General features: G+C 36.7%; 22 protein-coding genes and 1 pseudogene. 19 read left to right on the plus strand and 4 right to left on the minus strand.

What is annotated here, in order from left to right; genetic code table 11:
* The first annotated feature begins 122 nt into the window (after window positions 1–122).
* The 6 genes from ACH2DQ_RS18165 (at window position 123) to ACH2DQ_RS18190 (ending at window position 4,818) form a co-directional block, all read left to right on the plus strand.
* Window positions 123–1,103: an AAA family ATPase gene (locus tag ACH2DQ_RS18165; protein ID WP_394914919.1), complete on the plus strand. Its 981-nt coding sequence runs from the start codon at window positions 123–125 to the stop codon at window positions 1,101–1,103.
* 110 nt (window positions 1,104–1,213) lie between these two features.
* Complete coding sequence (locus ACH2DQ_RS18170; protein ID WP_394914920.1) at window positions 1,214–1,447, plus strand: complexin-2; 234 nt, start codon at window positions 1,214–1,216, stop codon at window positions 1,445–1,447.
* Window positions 1,448–1,868: 421 nt separating this feature from the next.
* Window positions 1,869–3,353 carry a MobA/MobL family protein gene (locus ACH2DQ_RS18175; protein ID WP_394914921.1) on the plus strand — a complete coding sequence of 495 codons (1,485 nt, stop codon included), beginning with the start codon at window positions 1,869–1,871 and terminating at the stop codon, window positions 3,351–3,353.
* A gap of 9 nt (window positions 3,354–3,362) precedes the next feature.
* Window positions 3,363–3,740 carry a TnpV protein gene (locus ACH2DQ_RS18180; protein WP_394914922.1) on the plus strand — a complete coding sequence of 126 codons (378 nt, stop codon included), beginning with the start codon at window positions 3,363–3,365 and terminating at the stop codon, window positions 3,738–3,740.
* A 253-nt stretch (window positions 3,741–3,993) separates the two neighbouring features.
* The gene (locus ACH2DQ_RS18185) at window positions 3,994–4,407 is read left to right on the plus strand and encodes a hypothetical protein (protein WP_394914923.1); all 414 of its coding nucleotides are present in this window, start codon (window positions 3,994–3,996) and stop codon (window positions 4,405–4,407) included.
* A 198-nt stretch (window positions 4,408–4,605) separates the two neighbouring features.
* Window positions 4,606–4,818 carry a hypothetical protein gene (locus tag ACH2DQ_RS18190; protein WP_394914924.1) on the plus strand — a complete coding sequence of 71 codons (213 nt, stop codon included), beginning with the start codon at window positions 4,606–4,608 and terminating at the stop codon, window positions 4,816–4,818.
* A gap of 205 nt (window positions 4,819–5,023) precedes the next feature.
* Here the strand turns inward: ACH2DQ_RS18190 and ACH2DQ_RS18195 are convergent, their stop codons facing one another.
* Complete coding sequence (locus ACH2DQ_RS18195; protein WP_394914925.1) at window positions 5,024–5,305, minus strand: helix-turn-helix domain-containing protein; 282 nt, start codon at window positions 5,303–5,305, stop codon at window positions 5,024–5,026.
* Window positions 5,306–5,420: 115 nt separating this feature from the next.
* Between ACH2DQ_RS18195 and ACH2DQ_RS18200 the strand changes: the two genes are divergently transcribed.
* On the plus strand, window positions 5,421–5,726 hold the full coding sequence (locus tag ACH2DQ_RS18200; RefSeq protein WP_394914926.1) for a hypothetical protein: 306 nt from the start codon (window positions 5,421–5,423) through the stop codon (window positions 5,724–5,726).
* Here ACH2DQ_RS18200 and ACH2DQ_RS18205 read toward each other — a convergent pair.
* Window positions 5,696–5,950, minus strand: a complete 255-nt coding sequence (locus ACH2DQ_RS18205; RefSeq protein WP_394914927.1) for a helix-turn-helix domain-containing protein — start codon at window positions 5,948–5,950, stop codon at window positions 5,696–5,698. The two genes, ACH2DQ_RS18200 and ACH2DQ_RS18205, sit on opposite strands and share 31 nt — an antisense overlap.
* Window positions 5,951–6,046: 96 nt before the next feature.
* Between ACH2DQ_RS18205 and ACH2DQ_RS18210 the strand changes: the two genes are divergently transcribed.
* From ACH2DQ_RS18210 to ACH2DQ_RS18220, 3 genes are all read left to right on the plus strand, one after another.
* Window positions 6,047–6,409, plus strand: coding sequence for a hypothetical protein (locus tag ACH2DQ_RS18210; RefSeq protein ID WP_394914928.1), 363 nt, complete (start codon window positions 6,047–6,049; stop codon window positions 6,407–6,409).
* A 177-nt stretch (window positions 6,410–6,586) separates the two neighbouring features.
* Window positions 6,587–9,244 carry a TrlF family AAA-like ATPase gene (locus tag ACH2DQ_RS18215; RefSeq protein WP_394914929.1) on the plus strand — a complete coding sequence of 886 codons (2,658 nt, stop codon included), beginning with the start codon at window positions 6,587–6,589 and terminating at the stop codon, window positions 9,242–9,244.
* 343 nt (window positions 9,245–9,587) lie between these two features.
* On the plus strand, window positions 9,588–10,928 hold the full coding sequence (locus ACH2DQ_RS18220) for a reverse transcriptase domain-containing protein (RefSeq protein ID WP_394914930.1): 1,341 nt from the start codon (window positions 9,588–9,590) through the stop codon (window positions 10,926–10,928).
* A 378-nt stretch (window positions 10,929–11,306) separates the two neighbouring features.
* Here ACH2DQ_RS18220 and ACH2DQ_RS18225 read toward each other — a convergent pair whose 3' ends face one another.
* Window positions 11,307–11,774, minus strand: a complete 468-nt coding sequence (locus tag ACH2DQ_RS18225) for a dihydrofolate reductase (RefSeq protein ID WP_394914931.1) — start codon at window positions 11,772–11,774, stop codon at window positions 11,307–11,309.
* Window positions 11,775–11,806: 32 nt separating this feature from the next.
* Window positions 11,807–12,340, minus strand: coding sequence for a helix-turn-helix domain-containing protein (locus ACH2DQ_RS18230; RefSeq protein WP_394914932.1), 534 nt, complete (start codon window positions 12,338–12,340; stop codon window positions 11,807–11,809).
* A 391-nt stretch (window positions 12,341–12,731) separates the two neighbouring features.
* Between ACH2DQ_RS18230 and ACH2DQ_RS18235 the strand changes: the two genes are divergently transcribed.
* The 9 genes and pseudogenes from ACH2DQ_RS18235 to ACH2DQ_RS18275 all read left to right on the plus strand — a co-directional run.
* The gene (locus ACH2DQ_RS18235; protein WP_394914933.1) at window positions 12,732–12,911 is read left to right on the plus strand and encodes a DNA-binding protein; all 180 of its coding nucleotides are present in this window, start codon (window positions 12,732–12,734) and stop codon (window positions 12,909–12,911) included.
* A gap of 18 nt (window positions 12,912–12,929) precedes the next feature.
* Entirely contained in the window at window positions 12,930–14,030 is a 1,101-nt protein-coding gene (locus ACH2DQ_RS18240; RefSeq protein ID WP_394914934.1) for a tyrosine-type recombinase/integrase, read from the plus strand.
* Complete coding sequence (locus tag ACH2DQ_RS18245) at window positions 14,014–14,334, plus strand: plasmid mobilization protein (protein WP_394914935.1); 321 nt, start codon at window positions 14,014–14,016, stop codon at window positions 14,332–14,334. The genes ACH2DQ_RS18240 and ACH2DQ_RS18245 overlap by 17 nt, the downstream gene beginning before the upstream one ends.
* Window positions 14,331–15,458, plus strand: a complete 1,128-nt coding sequence (locus tag ACH2DQ_RS18250) for an AAA family ATPase (protein WP_394914936.1) — start codon at window positions 14,331–14,333, stop codon at window positions 15,456–15,458. The genes ACH2DQ_RS18245 and ACH2DQ_RS18250 overlap by 4 nt, the downstream gene beginning before the upstream one ends.
* A 100-nt stretch (window positions 15,459–15,558) precedes the next feature.
* Window positions 15,559–15,804 (plus strand): complexin-2, encoded by a 246-nt coding sequence (locus ACH2DQ_RS18255; protein ID WP_394914937.1) that lies wholly within the window; start codon window positions 15,559–15,561, stop codon window positions 15,802–15,804.
* A gap of 274 nt (window positions 15,805–16,078) precedes the next feature.
* Window positions 16,079–17,301: pseudogene (locus ACH2DQ_RS18260) on the plus strand (plasmid recombination protein).
* Between the two features lie 88 nt (window positions 17,302–17,389).
* Window positions 17,390–17,557, plus strand: coding sequence for a hypothetical protein (locus tag ACH2DQ_RS18265; RefSeq protein WP_394914938.1), 168 nt, complete (start codon window positions 17,390–17,392; stop codon window positions 17,555–17,557).
* Window positions 17,558–17,711: 154 nt separating this feature from the next.
* Window positions 17,712–17,987, plus strand: a complete 276-nt coding sequence (locus ACH2DQ_RS18270) for a hypothetical protein (protein ID WP_394914939.1) — start codon at window positions 17,712–17,714, stop codon at window positions 17,985–17,987.
* Window positions 17,984–18,195 (plus strand): hypothetical protein (locus ACH2DQ_RS18275; RefSeq protein WP_395027765.1); only part of this gene is annotated, 212 nt, incomplete at its 3' end. The genes ACH2DQ_RS18270 and ACH2DQ_RS18275, both read left to right, overlap by 4 nt.

Raw genomic sequence — 18,195 nt, forward strand, 5'->3', positions numbered from 1 at the left:
AACAGAAAGCTTCTGCTATCTTTGCCGATTGAACTACAAAGCTCAATAAGACAAATGATTACAGCACAAGTATAGCAGAGGTTTTCCTGAGTATCAACAAAAATCATACGAATGGAGGCTCTATGGAAGAACAAAAAACAGAATTAAAGTTAATTAAAATGTCGGATGTACAGTCACAGGAAATACTGTGGTTGTGGTATCCTTTTATCCCATACGGAAAGCTGACAATTATTCAAGGTGATCCGGGGGATGGTAAGACCACGTTTGTCTTAAACATTGCGGCTCAGTTATCAAAGGGGACAGGTCTGGAGGGGGATATAAAAGTGTCAGAGCCTATGAATATAATCTATCAGACGGCGGAAGATGGACTAGCTGATACGGTAAAACCAAGACTGGAATTGGCGGGAGCAGATTGTGAGAGAATTGTTGTTATTGACGAAAGTGAAAAGACACTTTCGATGATAGATGAAAGGTTGGAAGAGGCACTTATAAAGACAAATGCCAAGTTGTTGATTCTTGATCCGATACAAGCGTATCTAGGTGGAGGAATGGACATGAATCGAGCAAATGAAGCCAGAGATATGACAAAGAAATTAGGACTGCTGGCAGAGAAATATCAATGTGCCATCGTTTTGATTGGTCACATGAATAAGGCGGCAGGAAACAAAGCTGCATATAGAGGAATGGGTTCCATAGACTTCTTTGCAGTAGCGAGAAGCGTTTTACTGGTAGGAAGAATAGAAGGTCAGGCAAATATCAGAGCGGTTGTCCAAATAAAAAATAACCTTGCTGCCTTTGGACATCCAAAAGCATTCACGTTATCTGAAAGCGGGTTTCAATGGTTAGGAGATTACGATATAACAGCAGATGAAGTATTGGGTGGTGTAGCTCCGAAAGCAAATAAGTTGGAACAGGCAAAGCAACTGCTTCAGAGACTTGCAGAAAGCAATAAAACTATGCAGAGCAATGAAATTTTTGATTTTGCAGAAGAGGAAGGAATCTCTAAAAGAACCCTTGAAAATGCCAAGAAAGAGTTAGACATTAAAGCCAAAAAAATAAAAAATCTATGGTATTGGGAACTGGGGAAAATACAATTGCAATAATGAAGAACGCAACAATGCAGGGTATAAAGAATTTGCGGAGATAAGTGCTGCAAGGTTGCAAAACCGATAGACAATGCATTGTTGCGGACTTGAAAAAGAGGAGGTTAATAGTGAAACAAATACAAATATCTGAGGAGTTATTTATAGCGTTGATGAAATATCACATTATGGGGGTAGAAGAGGTTCGAACGGAAATAGAGAAAGGACTGATGGATAAGATGGATTCGATAACCATGAGACTGTTATATTCCAAATATAAAACTGCACCGACAGAGGAAGAAAAGGAAAAAGCCAGAAAAGAATATCTGGATAAAAGGGGTGTGCCGGAGAGTTTCCGATGGTAACTTTTCCTTGACCACCAATAACAGGAGCGTGTCACGCACCTGTTAATAACGGACAAAGGGAAGTGCGGATTGAAGAACAATACGAACTGGTTAAATATACAGTGAACTACAGTCGGAGCATAGATGTTTATATTTTTAAAATTCAACATAGAACGAACTTAAAAGCAGCCCGGAAACGGGCAAGTGTAAGGTGCGGATTCGCCCCAAATGTAAAAAGTGTCATTACACTTTCAAAGTCCTAAACTGGCTTTTTAGAGCCCTCGGCGCATGAGAGCGAAATACACCCATCGCACAAACTTCGTTTATGCTCCGGGTCTATTTCGTCCTTGCAGGAGGCATTGAGCCCGGGAACGGGCATGGAGTTCGTAAACGGATACCCGAAGGTATCCACTCACAAAATTGCCGAAAGGGGGAACGCCTATTGCCAAGACACTCATTTGTTCAGATGTCGAAGCTGACAAATCTAAAAGGCAGAATTAGCTATATATCCAGTCATGCAAGACAAGAAAATCTGTATGCGGTTTATGAGACAACAGAACGGAAATTTTGGTCTGACTTAGCAAAGTGCAATCAAGAAGAGTTCAAGAAAAGTGGTACGGAAGGGACGTGCATAGAAGCACGAGAGTTGATTATAGCCTTGCCGGAAAGCTTTGTGGAGTATGAGCCGAGTATGCTGCTGAAATCGTTTGTAGAGCATTTTAAGCAACAGTATGGAGTAGAAGCTATCGGAGCACTACATCATAATAAGCGGAAGACAAATTATCATATCCATCTGATCTTTTCGGAACGGAAGTTGTTGGAGGAGCCTATCGAAAAAGTCGCAACCCGCAATATGTTTTACAATGAGATGGGAAAGCATGTGCGGACGAAAAAAGAAATATTGGATCAAGCCGGACAGCTAAAAAATGGCTGTAAGATTATTTCAAAAGGCGATGTATATGAACGGCAGATTTTTACAACAAAAGATGTGAAGTTCAAATCGGAAAAGTTTCTGGATGAGGTAAAAACATCCTTCACTAATTTGATTAATCTGTATGTCAAGGATGAGAAGGAACAATTACAGGTATTTGATAAATCAGGGGTATATTTGCCTATGAAGAAAATAGGAAAACGGAATCCAAAGGCAGAGCAGATAGAGTCTGATAATCGGTTAAGGCAGAAATGGAATCAAACAGTGGATAGAGCACTATTAGGGGGAGTGCCGGAGATGCAGGTAATGAAAATTAAGCTTGTGGAGATTTCAGAGAAGATACAAGTTTCGGTAAGAAAAGAGGGGAAGTGTCCGCAGTTATTTGCAAATGTTTTAGAAGTGGCTATTACAGTATTACAAATACTGGTGCTTAAAGTGTTAAATACCATGCAGCTTAATAGGGAAAAAGAGGAGCGGTTGATGGAGCTTCCAGTTGAACAAATGTATGGCGGAAATATGCCAGCAACACCGCCTCAAAAGTCTGATCTTGCTGAGCGTTTTCCAAGACTGGAGACGATTTATCAAAAGCTCAATAATCAGAATATTGGGATTTACAAAAGAGAGCAGCAACTAGTGAAATGTCAAAAAGAACTTGAGAGCATGAAAGGCATTTTCAAAGGAAGGCAGCGAAAGGCACTGCAGGACACAATTGAAGAATTAAGCACGCAGATTTCTGGTATGAAACAGCATTTATCTAATATGGTAAAGGACTATGGCTACAAAAATATGAAAGAGTTTTTGAAAGACTACAACGCTGCAAAAGCAGATTATGGAAGTTATCAAAAAGCAGTAAAGGCATGGAAAAACAGTACGGATAAGAAGTCCGAGCCAGTCAGTATACTTGAGAGACTGGAAATTAACAGGCAAAGAATGAAGGAAGCAGATAACAAGCAAAAGCAAGTGCGCTCCCGATCCCGAGATCGGGGCGCAAGATAAGGAGAACTTATGGAAAAACATATTTACGATGAACAAAATGGATTGTCTTACACATTGGTAGGAGATTACTATTTGCCGGATATATTGCCGCCACAAGAAGCGGTGCCGGCTTATGGCAAATATGGTAAATTAAGACTTCAATATTTAAAGGAACATAAGCGGGTACTATATACCTCTATGTTGACTCAAGGGCGGCTGACAGAGCATTTAAACAATATAGACAAGGTTGCAACGGAGAGGGTAGAAAGACTGGTGGAATTGATGAAAGTGCAGCAAGGTGCTACTGAAGAATTGAAAGCCCGAGAACAAATGAAATGGGTGGGATTATTGAATAATATTAGATATTCTGCAGAGGAAATGGTACTGAAAGAACTAATATATGCATAGACGGAACTGGCGGCACTATTATAGCTGCTAAATTGGATTCAATAAAAGAAATGGATTTCCCAAAAAGCGGGAGAGCTATCAGACAGTAGGCAATGTCTTTTATACTATGAAGCACTGTTTGTCAGTAGAATCAAAATACAGTGCTTCATTTTTTCTTTTTACTCTGGTATAATTAAGTGAATTTAAATTTTCCGACATCTCAACATATGAGAGCACCACATTGGACGTAGTAGAAGTTAAGAAGGGAGCCATAATGGGAATTAATAACAAGAAAAATCGTTTATCTCGTATTAGTATCATTTTTATTATGCTTCTTTTTGCTATGTGCTTAGCTATAAACGTGTCCTTTTGTAGTATTTATAGTTCTTATGAATTATTAGATAAGGCAACTATAACTGAGACGTGGGCTATTTCAGAAAGTGCCGTTGCCAATGGAGACGGTGATAACACTACCGATTTTAAGGCTTCATTTTTGAACAAAAATAATTCTCATAATGAAGTTATAACTAAGAATATATGTTCGATGTTCGTGATTGCAGCTATCCCACAAGGAATCAGTCTGCTTCTTTTTCTTATTGTGGTTCTTCTATTTTTCTTTTTGACCTTTTTTATATTATTGCCTAATGGATGGACATTAATAAATCAGAAGGTACGTCTGGACAATTAAATCAATTCCTTATCAAATCAGGTACAAAGCGTAAATATCTACTAGTATAAGAATCCTTTTTGCAATTGTGCTGGTAGTTATAAGTCATTTTTAGAATTGTAAAATGGCTTCCTTTTTGTATGCAAATAGGTAGCGAGGATAAACGGCTTGCTTATAACTAAAGTGAAGCAAAGCAGAGATTGAATTGGAGGAATTTGATTGAAAAAAAAGATATATAAAATATTTCTCATCCTAATAGTGGGCCAATCCTTGAGCTCAAGTCCCATAGCCCAAAATGAGATAGCTAAGATGCTTGAAGTTCTTTCGGGAACACGTGATGCCCAGGTTCAAGAGTTGGATGAAGAAAAAGAGTCCGAAGAAATTAAAAAAAGGAAGAAGAAATTCTCTGATTATTTTCAAGATATACCATGATAGATAGAGGAAGATTGCTACTGCCTTGATTATTGTTACACAAAAATGTTTGTAAAGTATTGGGCAAATAAGCAAAATGAAAAAGGGATGGCGTACCTATGTAATTGTAATGGGTACCACATCCCTAGATTAACATTAAATCTTGTTTGAGTAAGAAGCAAATAGAGTCTGATAACTTCCACAAAAATAAGGGAAGCTATTTCTTTTATAAATCAGGATATTTTTTACGGTCTGTTTCGGTCAAAACACCATCTAGCAGAAAAGAGTAGGAAATGTCAAAAAATTCTGCTAATGCTTTTATCTCAAAGTCAGAAACATACCGATTGTTGGTTTCAATCCTTGTAATCATGTTTTTATCTACATCAAAATTTGCTAGCTGTAACTGCTCGGCTAAATCACGCTGAGAATAGCCATAATGCTCTCTTAGAGCCTTGAGCTGTGCAGCAATAATATTTTTACCATCGTCTTGTGTGCGTAGTCTTTTCATAGGTGTCCTTTCAACTTGATCTCGTTTGTATCAGTTTTTGCACTTTTTCTTGATTTTACTCTGAAACGGGTGTACAATCGGTTGTAAAAGTGAGACAAAAGAAAGGAAGAACCACATGGAAAGAACAACAGAAGAATTTAAAATGTTAATTTTTGATTTGATGAATGGTTCCTTAGACCTGACAAATAACCCACCAGAGGAAAGCGGGTATGTGGCAGATGAATACGCAGAAGGTAAAACATGCCAGCAAGCATATTCAAAGATATTGGATGCTTACTGGCATATTTGCGAACGTCTGGGTGTTGGAGAAGAGGATAAAGATTTAGAGGTGATTACGGATAATTTCAATCTCATCACAAAATGTCTATGTATGAAAATGTACGACTACTGCTATTTCTTTACGCAGCCATCAATTAAGTAATCGTAAGTAACTTGAAATATTTCAGTTAAGGCTTTCAGTTCTAAATCTGTCACATATCTTTTATTCGTTTCTATCCGGGTAATGACGTTTTTGTCCATATCAATTCCGGTTAATTGTAACTGACGGGCGAGGTCACGCTGGGAAAGATTGTGTTCTTTCCGTAAATTCTTTAAACGTAAACCTATGAGATTCTTCTCTCCGGTTTTAGTGCGTGGCTTTGGCATATAAAATCCCCCATTTCTTGTATCATAATTTGCACTTTTAGTCTATCCTAGAACTTTGCCTTAACTGGTTGTAAAAATGAGACAAAAGGAGAGCGTATGAAAAGAATTTTAATAGTGGTGCTATGTGCTCTGATGTTGGGCGGATGTGCAGAAAAAGAGGAGGAAGGGCATTCTTCTATGATTGTGACTGCCGGAGGAGAGGTTGTTTCGGCTTATTGTGATGGAGAAGATGTGACGGATGAAAGGAAAGCGTTGGAGGCGCAGACAGAAGAGGCGATTAGTAGGTTTCTGAATCGGGAAAGGGAAGAACTGGAGTTTGATGTGTTTTGTATGCTGGAGCAGGATGGGATGACGATTGAGGTTATGGTGGATGAGGTGTCGTATACGTTCACTTGCAGCATGCAAGGGGATATTATTGGAGTGAGGAGGACGGATGGGGAGAGGTTTGGGCTAAGATGAGGTGATTCGTAACAATACATTAAAGAAATAAGGAGATTGGCAGATTACACGATAATCCCTTCCATTTCTCTTTATAAAATGGTATAATTATCCAAGTAAATAATAATTGTAAAAGACCTTTATATTGATTGTAAAGATACTTTGAATATATAAATAAATTTACTTTGGAGGAAATGTATGGAATCATTAAATTACGCGGGATCTGAATGGGGGAAATGGGATTTGCATATTCATTCAAATGCTTCTGATGGAAAAGGAACACCTAAAGAGATAATAGAAAAGGCTTTGGAAAAAAGGATATCGGTACTAGCCTTAACAGATCATCACACAGTGAAAAATTTAGATGAGATAAAAAGACTTGGTAGGGAGAATGGTATAACAGTCATTAGCGGAATAGAATTTAGGACAGAATATGGGGCAAAATCCGTACACATGATAGGATTATTTCCTGAGCAATATGGTAATATAGTTTTGAATCAAAAAGCAATAGAGCAACTTGTATTGAACAAGCTAGATTTATCAGAAGTACATATTATGGCAAAAGGGAGAGAAGAATCCACGACTGCAGATGATACCAAGGCATTTAAAACTGGTATGTTTAAGGTGCAGGTCGATTTTAAGAAAGCGGCTAATTTAATTCATAGTTATGGCGGTGTCGTGTCTGTTCATGCAGGTGACAAAACCAACAGTGTTGAGGAAATGAAACATGAAGGTAAGTCAAAAAGGAATGTGAAAGATCTTGTCGACTCATTAGGTCCAGTTAAAGACGAACTAATGAAAGATTATATTGATATATGTGAACTTGGGACAAATGAAGAAAAAAATGTAACGTTTTATTTAAAACAATATGGAAAACCTTCAATCATAGCATCCGATGCACATGACTTGGATAGTATAGGAGACTCATTTACATGGATTAAAGCTGAAAAAAGCTTTGAAGGGTTGAGGCAAATAATTTATGAACCAGAAGCAAGAGTTAAGGTTCAAAATACAATGCCAGAAATAAAAAGTGATTATCAAGTAATTCAAGCTTTAGAGATTGAACATAAGGATTTCGGCAAACAATTGATACCATTTAATTCGAATATGAATGCAATTATTGGTGGAAGATCTTCTGGAAAATCTATTTTGTTAGGAAGTATCGCAAGATTAGCAAACTATACTGGTGATATAAAAAATAATAATGGGGGATACAATCAATATATAGATGAAATTATAAAGGAGATGAAGTTAAAGTGGAAGGATTCTTCAGATGATAGTAATAGAAAGGTTGAATATTTTCCGCAATCATATATTAATGGGTTGGCATCAAATTCTGAAGATATCATTGACTTAATTGAAAATATTTTGAAAAGTGATGAGGAAAAGAAAAGAAAACTAGAGTTTTATAATGGACAAATTAATAAAAATATTATAGAAATATCCAATGAAATAGAAAATTATTTTAAGTTATCATATAGAGTGAATGAGATTAGACGTGATACTGATAGTATTGGGGACTTAAAAGGAATTAATAGTGAAGTTTCAAAGTTGTCAGGAGAGTTACAAGATTTGAAGAAAAAATCGTTGTCGTCTTTAACCACTAATGATGAAAAAGATTATATCGAACTAAAAAATGAAAAAGAAAAACTGGAATTGAATATAAAAGGCCTACAAGAAACTTGTAAGCAATTAGAGCTGTTAAAAAGAGTGGAAATGACTAGGAGTATAGATAGTAATGTGATTGGTTTGCGGGAAAAAGTGAAAAATGATTTACTAATTATATATAAAAACTTGGTCGACGAAATGTCTTATAAGTGGAGTAATGCAGTAGATGAAAAAATTAAAGAATTGAACAAAATGATAGCAAGTGATGAAAATAGATTATTAAAAATTGAATCAGATACGAGATATAGTAATGGTGAAAAGTATTATAAAGAGAATGCTGCATATACAGAAATCAATACTAGATTGGAGAATGAAAAAGGAAAGCTGAACAAGATAGATAAGATGACCAAAGAAATGAATGAGTTGGTTGAAGAATCGAACAAATCAAAACGGAAAATAGTGGATTTACATATGCTTTATTTTTCTATAGGTGAGTCGATTTGTAAAGATGTATCAATGGAAAAGGAAGATGTGAAAATCATACCGAAAACAAGATTTGAAAGTGAACGGTTTAGAACAATAGTAGAAAACAATTTTAATAGAAGAAGTGTAGCAGTTACGGAATTGTTAAATTATGAGTTTACCGATACAGATGATTTGAAAAAAGTTTTACTTTCTATCTTTGATGGGATAATAGAGGAAAAATATATATTTAAAAATGGGAAAGTAGAAAAAACTACATTGCTAGAAATAATGTCAACAAATTATTGTAAAATATGGTACGATGTTGAGTATCAGGGGGATACTTTATCTTTAATGTCAGAAGGGAAAAAAGCATTTATTGTTTTACGCATGTTACTAGATTTTAATGAAAATACATGCCCTATTTTAATTGACCAACCAGAAGATGATTTGGATAATAGGGCAATCTATGAGGAACTAGTAACTTATATAAGAAACAAAAAGAAAGAAAGACAAATTTTTGTGGTAACCCACAATCCTAATATTGTTGTAGGTGCAGATTCGGAAGAGATTATTGTAGCGAACCAACACGGTCTACAGAACGAAAATCAAGATCAAATTAAATTTGAATATGTGTCAGGTGCACTAGAAGATACAAGAGAAGTGGATGGTGCAATGCCAATTCTTCTTAGTCGAGGCATCAGAGAACATGTTTGTGATATATTGGAGGGGGGGGACGTAGCCTTTAAAAAAAGAGAGAGAAAATACGGATTTAGCGAAAATTAAGACAAGGTGAAATTTATTGACAATTACAGTTTTTTGGGTTATATTGAAAGTGCCTTCCATATTGATGGAAGGGAAAAGGATTGTTGTCAATATCTGAAAGAGCTCTTTCAGAACTGACTGGTGTTCTGGTTGCAAACTTATGAATAACCACATAAGAATGTTAATTAGTATCATCTCCTTATAATCTATTCTAACATAGATATGAATTGAACGAATATTGGATAGCTGGAACCACATCAAAGATGTCGAAAGACAAAATTGAATACCACGTTAAAAGAAGGCCTATCAGTTAAGAGATGCTATCCCTCGTACTGATAGGCCTTTTGCTATATAAAGGGGAAATATGGAAATACAGGAGTGGAAAGAAAAGAATAAACAGGCTAGAAAGTATGCTCACTTTGATGAAAAAGTGTCTTTGGAAAAAATATGGGATTATATTAGCAAGCCGAATAATGTAAGTAAACATGGATTTTATCCATTCATACATTATAGCAAAACTTTTAACAAGTATAAAAAATGTCAAGGGAAAGGCGAGATTAAAGAAAAAACAAGGGAGTTATGTTATTCAGCACATACTGATAGGTATATCTATTCATATTATGGTTATTTAATTAACCAAGCATATAATGAATATATGAAAACGCATGGAATGGATATGGTGGCAGTGGCCTATAGAGACAATTTAAAGAAAAATAATATCCATTTTGCCAAGGTTGCATTTGATTATATAAGAAAATTTGAAGAATGTTATGTGATAATAGGAGATTTTACGCATTTTTTTGATTCGCTTCAACATGATTACTTAAAAAAGAGACTATGTAACGTTTTGGGGGAGGAATATTTACCAGTAGATTATTATGCTGTATTTAAGAATATCACAAAGTATTCAATATGGGAATTGGTAGATATTTTAGAACTAAATGGATTAAATGATACGGAAGATGACATAAAGCGACTGAATGGAAAAAGAAGAGCATTAGATTTAATCGAGTTTAAAAAAAATAAATCTAAATTTATAAAACCACACAATGAAAAATTTGGTATACCTCAAGGCTCTGCTATTAGTGCTGCATTGGCTAACGTTTATATGATACTGGCCGATGAGACATTAAATGAGATTGCGAAAACAAATAGTGGTTTGTATATGAGGTATAGTGACGATTTTATTGTAGTACTACCTGAAATTGGTCGAGAAGACTTTAAAAGGATTTTCAATCAAATTATTAGTGAAATTAACGCAGTACCTAAATTAGATTTACAAGCCGAAAAAACTCAAATTTTTCAATATGAAAATATGAAACTAACAAGTTGTAATAATTTATTTTTGGACAATATTGAAAATGGAAAGAATGTAATTGATTACTTGGGATTTTCTTTTGACGGGAAAGAAATCACTATTCGAGATAAAACTATTACCAAATATTATTATAGACTGTATAGAAAACTAAATACTATTGTAAAAAGTGGAGGGTATACATCGTCAGGAAAAAGGATAAGCTGTAATAATGTATACGAAAAATACTCAAAGAAGGGTGCAAGGCTTAAAGATAGAGATGGCAATATCAAAGGTAATTTTATAACATATGTGCAGCGTGCTCAAAAAGTATTTGGAGAAGAATCTATAGATAAAAAAACAAAAAATCATATGGCAAAAATCAGGAAAAGACTTAAGCAGGTATTCTGAGTGTTCCTATACTCAAAACCATAAATTATTGGAAATACTGGAATAGGTTTTTGGCTCTATTTTGGCTCTAATAATTTCGTATCAGAAAAAATATACAACAAATACAAACAATCCATCCACAAAAAAACACAAAAGTATATCAAAATCACCACCAATCACCCCACCCGCACCAGAGTTTGAGTGATGTACAAAGACTTGTGAAGCTAGTGTTTATGCGGGTTTCAAGCAAATTTGTTTAAGCGTTGGCAACGATTTGGCAACATTTTAGGTATCACGGACTGAATAATTTACTTTAATAACATATAAAACCTTACTGATTTTCAGAGATGAAAACTCGGTAAGGTTTTTTGTTTTGTCCAAATGAGGAGAGTGATTATTCTATTTTCTTGTGTATGTTACATACGAATAGGGAATGTCTCCGGCAACGATTTTTATGGTGGTTTTGGTGAAATCCTGTTTATTGAATACAGGGAAGAAAGTATCACCTTCAATATCCGCATCAATTTCGGTAACATACATTCTTTTTACTAGGGGTAAGGCTTCTTCATAAACACGATTGCCGCCGGATATATATACATCTCTTTTTCCGGCTAACTGTAATGCTTCTGATAGTGAAGTGGCAGTCATACAATTTTCACTATTAATTTTTTTAGTAGTAGAGATGACGATGGTAGTTCGGTTAGGTAATGGCTTCCCAATTTCTTCATAGGAACGTCTTCCCATGATGACAACATTGCCTGTGGTCAATTCCTTGAACCTAATTTGTTCGCCTTTAATTTTCCAGGGAATAATTCCATTGATGCCAATTACCCTGTTTCTTGCATAAGCGACAATCAAGCTAATCATGATTGATCCTCCATATCTTGAATGCGTAAAATTTACTTCTTTTTAGTGGACTGTTTATTGTATTCTTCAATCAGATAGTCAGACAGTTCCTGTGAAGGAACTTTTGCCCAACGATTTGCGTTATCTAATTCGGGATATTTGTATCGCCACTGGTCATATTCTTCTTGGTTGATCTCACCGTTTTCTAACTTAGCCGCTTGCTGTTGCCATGCGTACAACATATCAAACATGGAAGTATAGGTTGTCCCGGTGGATTTATCCAGCCGCAGACAGATTTCACCATCAATCTCACTGATTTTTAAACCATAAGTATCTTCCAGTGTAAATAGTGTATGCATTAAACCGATATAAGTATCAATATCGGGTACTGTGAGTGCATGGGGGCTGACATCAAAAATATGCGCCATTTCATTTACAAGATCACTTTTCGGTACTCTGGCTTCCGCTTCGTATTGTGCCATACGAACATCAGAGGTTTTTCCCATGAAACCGAGCATTTCGCCTAATTGTTTCTGTTTTAACCCTTTTCTATTACGAAAGAATTTAATACGCTTACCAATTGCCATAATAAAACCTCCAAGTATTTATGTTGATTTAGTGTGTCACGCCAGCTTGATTCTTCTGCACATGACTGAATAGTTAAACAGATTTGTTAAATTGAGTATAACATGTGTAAATAGAAATAGCAAGAATAACTTAAATAAAAAAGTTAAGATTTTATTAGAAACCACTTGACTTAACGGAAAAAGTTTAGTATGATACAAGAGAAACTTAAACTAATTAAGTTAAGAACAATAGAATGACCGTCTAAATAGCTACGATTCCGGGGAAACAGGCAATGACCAGTATGAGAGCCTGTCAAGGAAAGGAATACGGCACAGCGCCAGGAAAGGTTGCCTGTCGGAACTGGATGGAGAGAACGGCAAAGAAAAATAAGAAAAGGAGGGTGATGCCTATATGCCAGAGAAATCATTTATGACTGTAGAAGAGGTGGCTGCGGAATTAAGAGTATCAAAATCCAAAGCATATCAGATTGTACGGGAACTAAATGGAGAATTACAGAAACAGGGATATTTAACAGTGATGGGGCGTGTGAATACAACGTTTTTCCAGAAGAAAGTATGTTACAGCGAATGAGGAAGGAGATAGAAAAGAATGGCTGTTTACAAAGATAATGCGACAGGAACATGGCGAGTATTGTATCGCTTTACAAATTGGAAAGGAGAGCGGAAACAGACACAGAAAAGGGGCTTTGCTACAAAGCGTGAAGCGCAAGCGTGGGAGCATGAAGCAATGCTGAAACAGGGAGCAAAGTTAGACATGACCTTTGATAGTTTCTTTGAGGTCTATGAAACAGATAAGAAACAAAGAGTGAAACAAAGCACTTGGGAGTCTAAGGGGCATGTAGTACGGACAAAAATTTTGCCGTATTTCGGAAATCGTAAAATTACAGAAATAGAAGCAAAAGATGTAATTGCCTGGCAGAATGAATTATTAGCCTACCGGGATAAAAGAGGGAAGGGCTATTCCTCTGATTATCTAAAAACAATTCATGCGCAGCTTACAGCTATTTTCAATCATGCGGTGAACTTCTATAATCTACCGTACAATCCGGCACGTCGGGCGGGAACGATAGGAACAGAAATTCAAAAGGAGATGGATTTCTGGACAAAAGATGAGTATTTGAAATTTGCAGAAGCTATGATGGATAAACCACGTTCTTATTATGCTTTTGAAATGCTTTACTGGTGCAGGATTCGCTCTGGTGAATTATTAGCCCTTACCCCTGCTGATTTTGATTTTAAGAAGCAGACCGTGACAATCAGTAAGACATTTCATCGTTCCAAAGGTAAGGACATCATTACAAGTCCTAAGACTGTAAAAAGCAATCGGATTGTTAAGATGCCACCGTTTTTGTGTGAGGAATTGCAGGAGTATATTCACCTGCTCTACGATATTAAGCCAACAGAACGATTGTTTACGGTTACAAAGTCTTATCTTATCCACGAGATGGACAGAGGAGCAAAACAGGCAGGTGTAAAGCGGATAAGGGTACACGATATCCGGCATAGTCATGTATCGTTATTGATTAACATGGGATTTTCAGTGTTGGCAATAGGCAGCCGGGTTGGACATGAAGCAGAAAAAATAACCTATCGTTATGCACACTTGTTTCCTACAGTGCAAACGGAGATGGCTGAAAAATTAGAGATGGAACGAATGATAAAGGGGGATGCAAATGGAAAGGGGGTCTGATAATAAAGGAAGATGGAGGAATCGTAAAGTAGGGTTTAGATTGTCGGAGGAAGAAGCAAATTTGTTAAATGATGTGGTTGCATTATCTGGCTTGAAAAAACAGGACTATATTATCAGACGGTTAATGTGCCAGGATGTTGTGGTGCAGGGGAATCCGAGAGTTTATAAGGCACTGAAAAATAAGATGGCCGATATCTATGAGGAGTTGAAGCGACTAGAAGTGTGTAGTGAGGAGAATGATGAATTGCACTATACTTTACAGCTTGTTGCAATCACTTTAGATGGACTGAAAGGAGATGAATGATGATGAATAATAAAACGACCGCTCCGGTTTCATCTGTTGGCGCAGATGAGGAACAGTCGATTCAAGTAAATACTAACCAGATTATATCAAATTCACAGCAACAAATCAATGTAGAAGCCGTAAAAAGCCCAGAGAAATCTGGGCAAAGCGGACTTGATACTATATCTATGACAGAGCTTTATGATACTGTCTATCCGCTGAGAACACCTATTGTTGATGGCTTTTTGTACGGAGGAATGTACCTTTTTGTAGGTGCACCAAAAGTGGGGAAATCATTTTTTATGGCTCAATTAGCCTATCATGTGGCGGCAGGATTGCCACTATGGGAATACCCAGTTCACCAAGGCACAGTTCTTTATCTGGCACTGGAAGATGACCATGCAAGACTTCAACGGCGATTATTCCGGATGTTTGGCATTGAAGGTAGTAATAAGCTGCATTTTGCAACACAGGCTAAGGCAGTGAATGAGGGGCTGGAACTACAACTAGAGGCGTTTGTGCAGAAACATTTAGACGCAAGATTGATTATTATTGATACACTCCAAAAAGTACGTGAAGCAAGCGGGGATAGAAGTAGTTATGCTAATGACTATGAGATAGTAACTAAGTTGAAGGAATTTAGTGATAAATATGGTATATGTTTGCTGGTGGTTCACCATACCCGGAAGATGGAATCAGATGATAGCTTTGATATGATTTCTGGTACAAACGGTTTGTTAGGTGCAGCAGATGGTGCATTCATCATGCAGAAGAAAAAGCGTACAGCTAACACAGCGATTATGGATATTGTAGGGCGTGACCAACAGGATCAAGAATTGACCGTTGACTTTGATCGGGAACGTTGTGTCTGGATGCTGACAAAGGCAGAAACAGAATTGTGGAAAGTGCCACCAGACCCATTATTAGAAGCGATAGCAGGATTGCTTACGGTGGATACGCCAAAGTGGAGTGGAAGCCCCTCTGAATTGCTTGAACGATTACCCCGACTGGAGATAGCAGCAAATACGTTGACAAGGCGGCTGAATGTCAGCGTTGAACAACTTTATAATGATTGCAATATCTGTTATGAAAGCAAGCGCACTCATAATGGACGATTGACAATTTTGGAACGAATAGATAAATAAGCGTGACGATATGTGACGATTGTGACGGTATTTCTAGGTATAACCTAGTGATAAAAATATCGTCACTATCGACACAACCGTCACGGAAAGGATGGATTGAATGAAAAATGTACAAGTACCTCATGACTTGTTTATTGCACTGTTGCAGTATCATCTGATGTCAAATGATGATTATGCAGACGAAGTATATAAGGGGTTAGAGCAAAAACTTGATTCAATGGTGCGCCATGAACTTTACACAAAATACAAAACTGCACCTTCCCAAGAAGAGAGAGAAGCTGCCCGAAAAGAATATCTGGATAAAAAAGGAGTACCGGGAAGTTTTCGATGGAGCAATTCTCGTTGACGGTAATAGACAGGAGCGTGTCACGCACCTGTAAATAATAGGCAAGGAATAGTATGGTTTTTGTAGTCTGTAAAGTGATATCAAAATAGCCGAAAATGATACCATGAAGAAAGCCCCCGGCAAGGCGCAACGGTGCTTTTGATACGTAGTGTCAAAAGTGCTTTTGCGTTACTTTTGGCAAAAGTAACAAAAGAGGGTGCAAGCACCCTGATGACTATATTAGCAGAGATTAGAAGATTAGGAGGGATAGTGCCTGGAGAGAACAATTAGCGGAATGTTAGGAAAAGGGTCTATTAACCATAATACCAGAACCTTCAAAGCTAAAAATGTAGATGCAGAGCGGAGCAAAAATAATGTACAGTATTGTAATGCAAATATAAAAACGGTGTACCACCAGATTTTTGATGAAGCATTACAACGTTATAATGCGAAACAAAAACGTAATGATAGAAAAATTGATAATTACTATGAAAAGATACGTCAAGGGAAACAGGAGAAACTGTTTCATGAGGTTATCTTTCAGATTGGTAATAAAGATGATATGAATGCAATAAGTAATGAGGGAGAGTTAGCAAAAGATATTCTGTCTGATTTTATGCGAACATTTCAACAAAGAAATACTAATCTTCATGTGTTCTCAGCGCATTTGCATATGGATGAAGAAACCCCGCATCTTCATATTGATTTTATTCCATTTGTTGAAAATAGCAAGCGTGGACTTGATACCAGAGTTTCGCTTAAAGGAGCGTTGGCAGAGCAAGGATTTAAAGGTGGTACTAGAGGTGCTACCGAATGGAATCAGTGGATGGAATCAGAGAAGCAAGTATTATCAAAGGTCATGGAACGTCATGGTGTGCAGTGGAAGAGGTTGGGCACTCATAATAAGCACTTGTCAGTTCTCGATTTGAAAAACAAGAACGACAAAAGGAGGTTACGGAATTAGAATTGACAAGCGATCTTCTCAAAGAAGAAGCGGCTTCTCTATCAGAAGATAAAGAAGAGTTATTATCCAGTAATCAAAAATTGAAACAGGATCAGAAGCAATTATAGGATGAAATTGAAAAAATGATAAATTCTAAAATTACCATAGAGCGGAATATTCATGCATATGATGAAGATGAAAAATGGCAGTTACCACAACCGGGTGCTTTGATGAGTGTTAATAGTTACAGAGATAAAAAGGTTCTGCCGTTTGTAGAAAAGCTAAAAGCAGTAATTAAGAATCTGATTATTAAGTGTGTCAATCTTATGGGGGAAGTGAATCAGCTATCGGATAGAGTTGTAAAACAGAGCAGGCAGATAGGGCGTCTGACAGATCGAGTTATTGAGCAGAAAGATACAATTGAGAAACTGAAGAAAAAAGGTGCTGATTTGGGCAGGATTGAGAGTGTGATTGGTAGAGAAAGGGTTCATGAAATAATAAAAGAGAGTAAAGATTTAGAAGAAAAAGAAAAGCGTAATAAACGTCTGAATAAGTCTCGTAGCATGAGTAGGTAAATTTAGAATAATTAATGGCGGTAAAATAATACTTGATTTATAGGCGGTATAAATTATAATTTAATTGTTGGCAAAGAAGGAGGTGAGTATGCCCGACAAGAAGAGAGGGCGACCAGTTACAGACAATCCGAAAAGTGTTCGTGTCGATGTTCGGCTTACAGAAGAAGAATTACAGATGTTGGATCAATATTGTAAGAAAGCTGGAGTGTCACGTCCACAAGGATTGCGAGATGGTATTAAAGTTCTCAATAAATAATAAAAAGGAAGCGGTGCGCTTGTTGGCAAACTTACTACACCACTTCCCCGCCGACATATGCCCGAAAGCAGATGCAGCGTAAATATTATACCATGCGCTAAAAATCCTTTCAAGGCATTGTTGTCTACGAAAATGATGGAAGGACGATGCTATTATGGAAATAAATAAAGAGTTTGATTTGTTTGTCGATCAATTATTGGCTCGTGCAGTCAAGGAGTTTAAGTCAACGGATCAATATGATCTTTTAAAAGAAAAGCTGAATATAATGGAAGAAGACTGTAAAACGATGTTTACTAAAAATGAAAAAGAATTTGCTATGGAGTGTTTTGAAATTCTTCTGGAAGTTGATGGCGTCGAGGAACAGTATGTATACCGTAAAGCTTTCAAAGATTGTGTTTGTTTGTTAAAGTCTTTGGGGGTGTTGGCATGAATAATTATACCTCAGAAATCTTTAAACGGGTAAATCTTCAACACATTAGAGAATTTTTATTGCATGGTTCGGACTGTCTCGAACTTAGTGACAAATCTTATGAGGAGAGAATTGCGGAGGTGCATGATAAGGTTATTGAGGGAATAGAAAAGAAGTTTACTGATACAGAAGAATGTGAGGCAGTGGTGCGTGAGATTTATGAGTATGC

This window comes from Robinsoniella sp. (assembly GCF_034124845.1).